Source organism: Streptomyces specialis (assembly GCF_001493375.1).
Taxonomy (GTDB): Bacteria; Actinomycetota; Actinomycetes; order Streptomycetales; family Streptomycetaceae; genus Streptomyces; species Streptomyces specialis.
This window is the reverse complement of sequence record NZ_LN929779.1, coordinates 1-6,463: the sequence shown is the minus strand read 5'-3', so window position 1 is coordinate 6,463 and position 6,463 is coordinate 1. Positions and strand designations below refer to the sequence as shown.

6 protein-coding genes are annotated in these 6,463 nt (G+C 75.4%); all 6 read left to right on the top strand.

The genetic code is table 11. From position 1 onward, the window contains the following. On the top strand, nucleotides 1-1,124 hold a 1,124-nt coding region (locus BN2279_RS06835; protein WP_159037086.1), incomplete at its 5' end, for an aromatic amino acid lyase. A gap of 56 nt (nucleotides 1,125-1,180) precedes the next feature. Continuing rightward, nucleotides 1,181-2,839 (top strand): urocanate hydratase, encoded by a 1,659-nt coding sequence (hutU, locus tag BN2279_RS06830; RefSeq protein WP_059007503.1) that lies wholly within the window; start codon nucleotides 1,181-1,183, stop codon nucleotides 2,837-2,839. Between the two features lie 44 nt (nucleotides 2,840-2,883). Next, on the top strand, nucleotides 2,884-4,071 hold the full coding sequence (locus tag BN2279_RS06825; protein ID WP_079031932.1) for an allantoate amidohydrolase: 1,188 nt from the start codon (nucleotides 2,884-2,886) through the stop codon (nucleotides 4,069-4,071). After that, complete coding sequence (hutI, locus tag BN2279_RS06820) at nucleotides 4,068-5,243, top strand: imidazolonepropionase (RefSeq protein WP_059007504.1); 1,176 nt, start codon at nucleotides 4,068-4,070, stop codon at nucleotides 5,241-5,243. The genes BN2279_RS06825 and hutI overlap by 4 nt, the downstream gene beginning before the upstream one ends. 53 nt (nucleotides 5,244-5,296) lie before the next feature. Further along, nucleotides 5,297-5,710, top strand: coding sequence for an NfeD family protein (locus BN2279_RS06815; protein ID WP_059007500.1), 414 nt, complete (start codon nucleotides 5,297-5,299; stop codon nucleotides 5,708-5,710). Further along, the coding region (locus tag BN2279_RS06810; RefSeq protein ID WP_059007498.1) for a slipin family protein at nucleotides 5,707-6,463 on the top strand (757 nt) is incomplete at its 3' end. The genes BN2279_RS06815 and BN2279_RS06810, both read left to right, overlap by 4 nt.

Sequence of the window (6,463 nt, the reverse complement as noted above, 5' to 3'; positions counted from 1 at the left end):
GCCGTGACAGGTCACGACACCGGACCGCTGCTGGCCCGGCTGCGTGCCGGGGGCTGGCTGGACATCACGGTGACGGACGGCGACCGCGCCCTGTACCCGATCCGGCCGCTGCGCTCGCCGCCGCCGGGATCGAGCCGCTGGTCCTGTGGGAGAAGGAGGGGCTCGCGCTGATCAACGGCACCGACGGCATGCTCGGCATGCTGCTCCTCGCCTGCCACGACCTGCGCCTCCTGCTGCGCACCGCCGACATCGCCGCCGCGATGAGCGTGGAGGCGCTGCTGGGCACCGACGCCGTGTTCGCCGCCGACCTCCAAGCGCTCAGACCGCACCCGGGACAGGCCGACAGCGCCGCCAACCTCCGTGCCCTGCTGGCCGGTTCCGGCATCATGGCCAGCCACCGCGGACCGGGGTGCACCCGCGTGCAGGACGCGTACTCGCTGCGCTGCGCCCCCCAGGTGCACGGCGCGGCCCGCGACACCCTGGCCCACGCCGAACAGGTGGCCGCCCGCGAACTCGCCGCCGCCGTCGACAACCCGGTGGTCACCCCGGACGGCCGGGTCGAGAGCAACGGCAACTTCCACGGCGCCCCCCTCGCCGCCGTCCTGGACTTCCTCGCCATCTCGGTTGCCGACACCGCCTCGGTCGCCGAGCGGCGCACCGACCGGTTCCTCGACGTGGCGCGCAACCACGGGCTCAGCGCCTTCCTCGCCGACGACCCCGGCGTGGACTCCGGCCACATGATCGCCCAGTACACCCAGGCCGCCATCGTCTCGGAGCTGAAACGGCTCGCGGTGCCCGCCTCGGTGGACTCCATCCCGTCCAGCGCCATGCAGGAGGACCACGTCTCCATGGGCTGGTCCGCCGCGCGCAAACTGCGCCGCGCCGTCGACGGCCTCGCCCGCGTCGTCGCCATCGAACTGCTCACCGCCGCCCGCGCGCTGGACCTGCGCGCGCCCCTGGCCGCGGCGCCGGCCACCGCCGCCGTCCGTGACGGGCTGCGCCGAAGCGTTCCCGGACCGGGCCCCGACCGCCATCTCGCGCCCGAGATCGAGGCCGCCGTGGCGTTCACGGCGTCCGGCGCGGCCCTCGCCGCCGCCGAGTCCGTCACCGGCCCGCTGCGCTGACCCGACCGCTCGGGACCACCCGGGCCGCCGAACCGCTCCAGAAGGGACCACCTCCCATGCACGGTGCCCGCCCCGTCCGCGCCGCCCGCGGCCCCGGCCTCACCGCACGCGGCTGGCCGCAGGAGGCCGCGCTGCGGATGCTGCACAACAACCTCGACCCGGAGGTGGCCGAACACCCCGACGACCTGGTCGTCTACGGCGGTTCGGGGAAGGCGGCCCGCGACTGGCGCTCCTTCGACGCCATGGTCCGCACCCTGCGCACGCTCGGCCCCGACGAGACGATGCTCGTGCAGTCCGGCCGCCCCGTCGGGGTGATGACCACCCACGAGTGGGCGCCCCGGGTGCTGATCGCCAACTCCCATCTGGTGGGGGAGTGGGCCACCTGGGAGGAGTTCCGCCGCCTGGAGGCGATGGGCCTGACCATGTACGGGCAGATGACGGCCGGTTCGTGGATCTACATCGGCACCCAGGGCATCCTCCAGGGAACCTACGAGACGTTCGCGGCGGTGGCGGCCAAGCGGTTCGGCGGCTCGCTGGCCGGGACGGTCACCCTGACCGGCGGGCTCGGCGGCATGGGCGGGGCGCAGCCGCTGGCCGTGACGATGAACGGCGGCGTGGCGATCTGCGTCGACTGCGACCCGCGCGCCATCCGGCGGCGCGTCGACCACGGCTACCTGGACACCCGGGCCGGCTCCCTGGACGAGGCCCTGCGGCTGGCCGAGGAAGCGCGCGCCGCCCGCCGCCCCCTGTCGATCGGCGTGCTGGGCAACGCGGCCGACGCCGTGCCCCAATTGCTGGCCCTCGGCGCGCCCGTGGACATCGTCACCGACCAGACCTCCGCCCACGACCCGCTCGCCTACCTGCCGCTCGGCGTCGAGTTCGCGGGCATGGCCGCCTACGCGGCGGAGGAGCCGGAGGAGTTCACCCGCCGGGCGCGGGAGTCGATGGCCCGGCACGTCGAGGCGATGGTCGGGTTCCAGGACGCGGGCGCCGAGGTCTTCGACTACGGCAACTCGATCCGGGGCGAGGCCCGGCGCGCGGGCTACGAGCGGGCGTTCGCGTTCCCCGGCTTCGTCCCCGCCTACATCAGGCCGCTGTTCTGCGAGGGCCGGGGCCCGTTCCGCTGGGCCGCCCTGTCCGGCGACCCGGCCGACATCGCGAAGACCGACCGGGCCGTCCTCGACCTGTTCCCCGACAACGAGCCGCTGGCCCGCTGGCTCCGCCTCGCCGGGGAACGCGTCCGCTTCCAGGGCCTGCCCGCCCGGATCTGCTGGCTCGGCCACGGCGAACGCGACCGGGCCGGGGAGCGGTTCAACGCCATGGTGGCGAGCGGTGAACTCGCCGCGCCCGTCGTCATCGGCCGCGACCACCTCGACTGCGGCTCGGTCGCCTCCCCGTACCGGGAGACCGAGGGCATGGCGGACGGCTCGGACGCCATCGCCGACTGGCCGCTGCTGAACGCCATGGTCAACGTGGCCTCCGGCGCCTCCTGGGTCTCCGTCCACCACGGCGGCGGCGTCGGCATCGGCCGCTCGCTGCACGCCGGGCAGGTCACGGTCGCCGACGGAACGCCCCTGGCCGGTGAGAAGATCCGCAGAGTGCTGACCAACGATCCGGGCATGGGCGTGATCCGCCACGCCGACGCGGGCTACGAGCGGGCCGAGGCCGTCGCGGCGGAGCGCGGCGTCCGCGTCCCCATGCGGGAGGTGCCGTGACGGGCGCCGACGAGGGCGCGGCGGGCGGCGCCGCGTTCACGCGGATGTGGCGCGAGCTGCTGCCGCTGGGCCGCGACCCGGCCTCCGGCGGGTACCGGCGCTTCGCCTGGACCGGCGCGGACGCCGAGTGCCGCGCCTGGTTCCGCGAGCGCGCCGAGGAACGCGGGCTGGCGTACGAGGTGGACCGCAACGGCAACCAGTGGGCCTGGCTGGGCGATCCGGCCGCCGGGGACGCCGTGGTCACCGGTTCCCACCTCGACTCGGTACCGGACGGCGGCGCGTTCGACGGGCCGCTCGGCGTCGTCTCCGCGTTCGCCGCCCTGGACGAGCTGTTGGCCCGCTGCGCGACGCCGGCCAGGCCGCTGGCCGTCGTCAACTTCGCCGACGAGGAAGGCGCCCGCTTCGGCGTCGCCTGCGCCGGGTCGCGCCTGGCCACCGGTCTGCTCGCCCCGGACACGGCCCGCGCGCTGCGCGACGCGGACGGCGTCCGCCTCGCCGACGCCCTCGAACGCGCCGGGCTGGACCCGGAGTCGCTCGGCCCCGACCCCGTACGGCTCGCCCACGTCGGCGCGTTCGTCGAACTCCACATCGAACAGGGCCGCCACCTCGACCTGTCCGGCCACCCGGTGGGCGTCGCCTCCGCCATCTGGCCGCACGGCCGCTGGCGGTTCGACTTCCACGGCGAGGCCAACCACGCGGGCACCACCGCCCTGGACGACCGCCGCGACCCGATGCTCACCTACGCCCCCACCGTACTCGCCGCCCGCAAACGCGCCCGACTGGCCGGGGCGCTCGCCACGTTCGGCAAGGTCGCCGTCGAGCCCAACGGCGTCAACGCCGTCGCCGGGCTGGTGCGCGGCTGGCTCGACTCGCGGGCCCCCGACGAGGCCGCGCTGACCACCGTCGTGACGGAGATCGCGCGCATGGCCGCCGAACGCGGGGCACGGGACGGCGTGGACGTCCGCGTCACGCGCGAATCGTTCACCGCCGTCACCGAGTTCGACCACGGACTGCGCGACACCGTCGCCGCGCTGCTCGGCGGCGCCCCCCACCTGCCCACCGGCGCCGGGCACGACGCGGGCATCCTGTCGGCGGCCGTGCCCACCGCCATGCTGTTCGTGCGCAACCCCACCGGCGTCTCCCACGCGCCCGCCGAGTCGGCCCGCGAGGACGACTGCCTGGCCGGGGTCGCCGCCCTCGCCGACGTCCTGGAAGGGCTGGCGTGCCGGTGACCACGCCCGTCGTCACGGGCATCGGCCGGCTCGTCACCACCGACCCGGCCCTCGGCGCCGGCGGGCCGCTCGGCCTGCTCGCGGCCGCGGCCGTGGTGATGGCCGGCGGCCGGATCGCCGGGGTCGGGCCGCCCCGCCGGGCCCCCGCCGCCGACACCCGGGTGGACGCGGCCGGACGGGCGGCGCTGCCGGGCTTCGTGGACTCCCACGCCCATCTGGTCTTCGCGGGCGACCGGACCGAGGAGTTCGCCGCCCGCATGTCCGGCCGCCCGTGCCGCGCCGGAGGCATCCGCGCCACCGTCGCCGCCACCCGGGCCGCGACCGACGCCGCCCTGCACGCCACGGCCGCCCGCCACGTCCGTGAGGCGCTGCTCCAGGGCACCACCACGATCGAGACCAAGTCCGGCTACGGCCTCACCGTCCACGACGAGGCCCGTTCGCTGGCCGTCGCCGCCGCCCACACCGACGAGACCACGTTCCTCGGCGCCCATATCGTCGCCCCCGAGTACGAGGACGACCCGGCCGGCTACGTGGAGCTGGTCACCGGCCCCATGCTGGACGCCTGCGCGCCGCACGCCCGCTGGATCGACGTCTTCGTCGAGCGGGGCGCGTTCGGCGAGGACCAGGCCCGGGCCGTCCTCACGGCGGGCGCCGCACACGGCCTGACGCCCCGGGTCCACGCCAACCAACTCGGCCCCGGGCCCGGCGTCCGGCTCGCCGTCGAACTCGGCGCCGCCTCCGCCGACCACTGCACCCACCTCACCGACGCCGACGTGGACGCCCTGGCCGCCGGGAACACCGTCGCCACACTGCTGCCAGGCGCCGAGTTCTCCACCCGCGCCCCCTACCCCGACGCCCGCCGCCTGATCGACGCGGGCGTGCCCGTCGCGCTGGCCACCGACTGCAACCCGGGCTCGTCGTTCACCAGCTCCATGCCGTTCTGCGTGGCCGTCGCGGTCCGCGAGACGGGCCTGACGCCCGACGAGGCGGTCCACGCGGCGACGGCGGGCGGCGCCCGCGCCCTGCGCCGCGCGGACGTGGGCCGCCTGACCCCGGGCGCCCGCGCCGATCTCGTGATCCTCGACGCGCCGAGCCACGTCCACCTCGCCTACCGCCCCGGCGTCCCCCTGGTCCACGCCGTGTGGCGGGCGGGCCGACGCGTCACCCGCTGACGGACGCCCCGGCCGGGGAGCCGCCCGCGACGAACTCCGGCACTATGGGGCGTATGGGCGCGAAACCGTACATATGGCGGGCGATCGGGCCGTCCGTCGCCGGAGTGGTGGAGACGCTCACGGTCGCCGCGCTCGCCATGCTCGTCGCCGCCGCCCTCGCGGCGGCCGTCGTCGGCTCGCTGCGGGCGGGCCGCCTGACCCGGCGCGCGTTCCTCGCCCGGCCCACCACCGGCCGCGAGGCGCTCGTGGGCCGCGAGGCCGTCGTCCGCCGCACCGGGAACGGGAAGGCCGGCCAGGTGCTGTTGGAGGGCGCCTGGTGGACCGTGCGCGGCAGGGACACCGCCGTCACCGAGGGGCAACGGGTCCGCGTCGTGGACCAGGAAGGGCTCGACCTCGTCGTCATCGACGCGACCGCGACCGCGCCCCCGACCGGCACCGGGACCGGCACCGAGGAGGATTCCCCGTGAACGCACTGCTCGTCACCGCCGCCGTCGTCGCGGCCGTCCTGCTGCTGCTCGTGCTGGCGGCCGTGAAGGTCGTCCCCGAGTACGAGCGCGGTGTCGTCTTCCGCCTCGGCCGGCTCACCGGCGCCCGGGGACCGGGCCTGTTCCTCATCATCCCCCTGATCGACCGGATGGTCCGCGTCTCCCTGCGCACCGTCACCATGGCCATCCCGCCGCAGGACGTGATCACGAAGGACAACGTCACGGTCCGCGTCAACGCCGTCACCTACTTCAACGTCGTGGATCCCAACCGCTCGGTGGTCGCGATCGAGGACCACATCAAGGGCACCTCGCAGATCGCGCAGACCACGCTGCGCAGCATCCTGGGCCAGGTGCTCCTGGACGAACTGCTGGTCAACCGCGACGAGATCAACCAGCGGCTCCAGCGGATCATCGACGACGTCACCAGCCCGTGGGGCGTGAAGGTCACCCTGGTCGAGATCAAGGACGTGGAACTGCCCGAGAGCATGCGCCGCGCCATGGCCCGCCAGGCCGAGGCCGAACGGGACCGGCGCGCCAAGGTGATCCACGCGAAGGGCGAGTACGAGGCGGCCGAGACCCTGTCGGACGCCGCCGAACGCCTGGAGGAACACCCCGCGTCCCTGCACCTGCGGATGCTGTCCACCATGACCGAGATCGCCAGCGAGCGGAACTCGACGCTGATCTTCCCCCTCCCGATGGAGATCCTCCGCCTGGTCGACAGCCTCACCCCCGACC

What these genes read in the sequence shown, in the direction of transcription:
- hutU (WP_059007503.1), top strand. Translation starts at nt 1,181, where the DNA reads ATGCACGGTGCCCGCCCCGTCCGCGCCGCCCGCGGCCCCGGCCTCACC.
- BN2279_RS06825 (WP_079031932.1), top strand. Translation starts at nt 2,884, where the DNA reads ATGTGGCGCGAGCTGCTGCCGCTGGGCCGCGACCCGGCCTCCGGCGGG.
- BN2279_RS06815 (WP_059007500.1), top strand. Translation starts at nt 5,297, where the DNA reads ATGGGCGCGAAACCGTACATATGGCGGGCGATCGGGCCGTCCGTCGCC.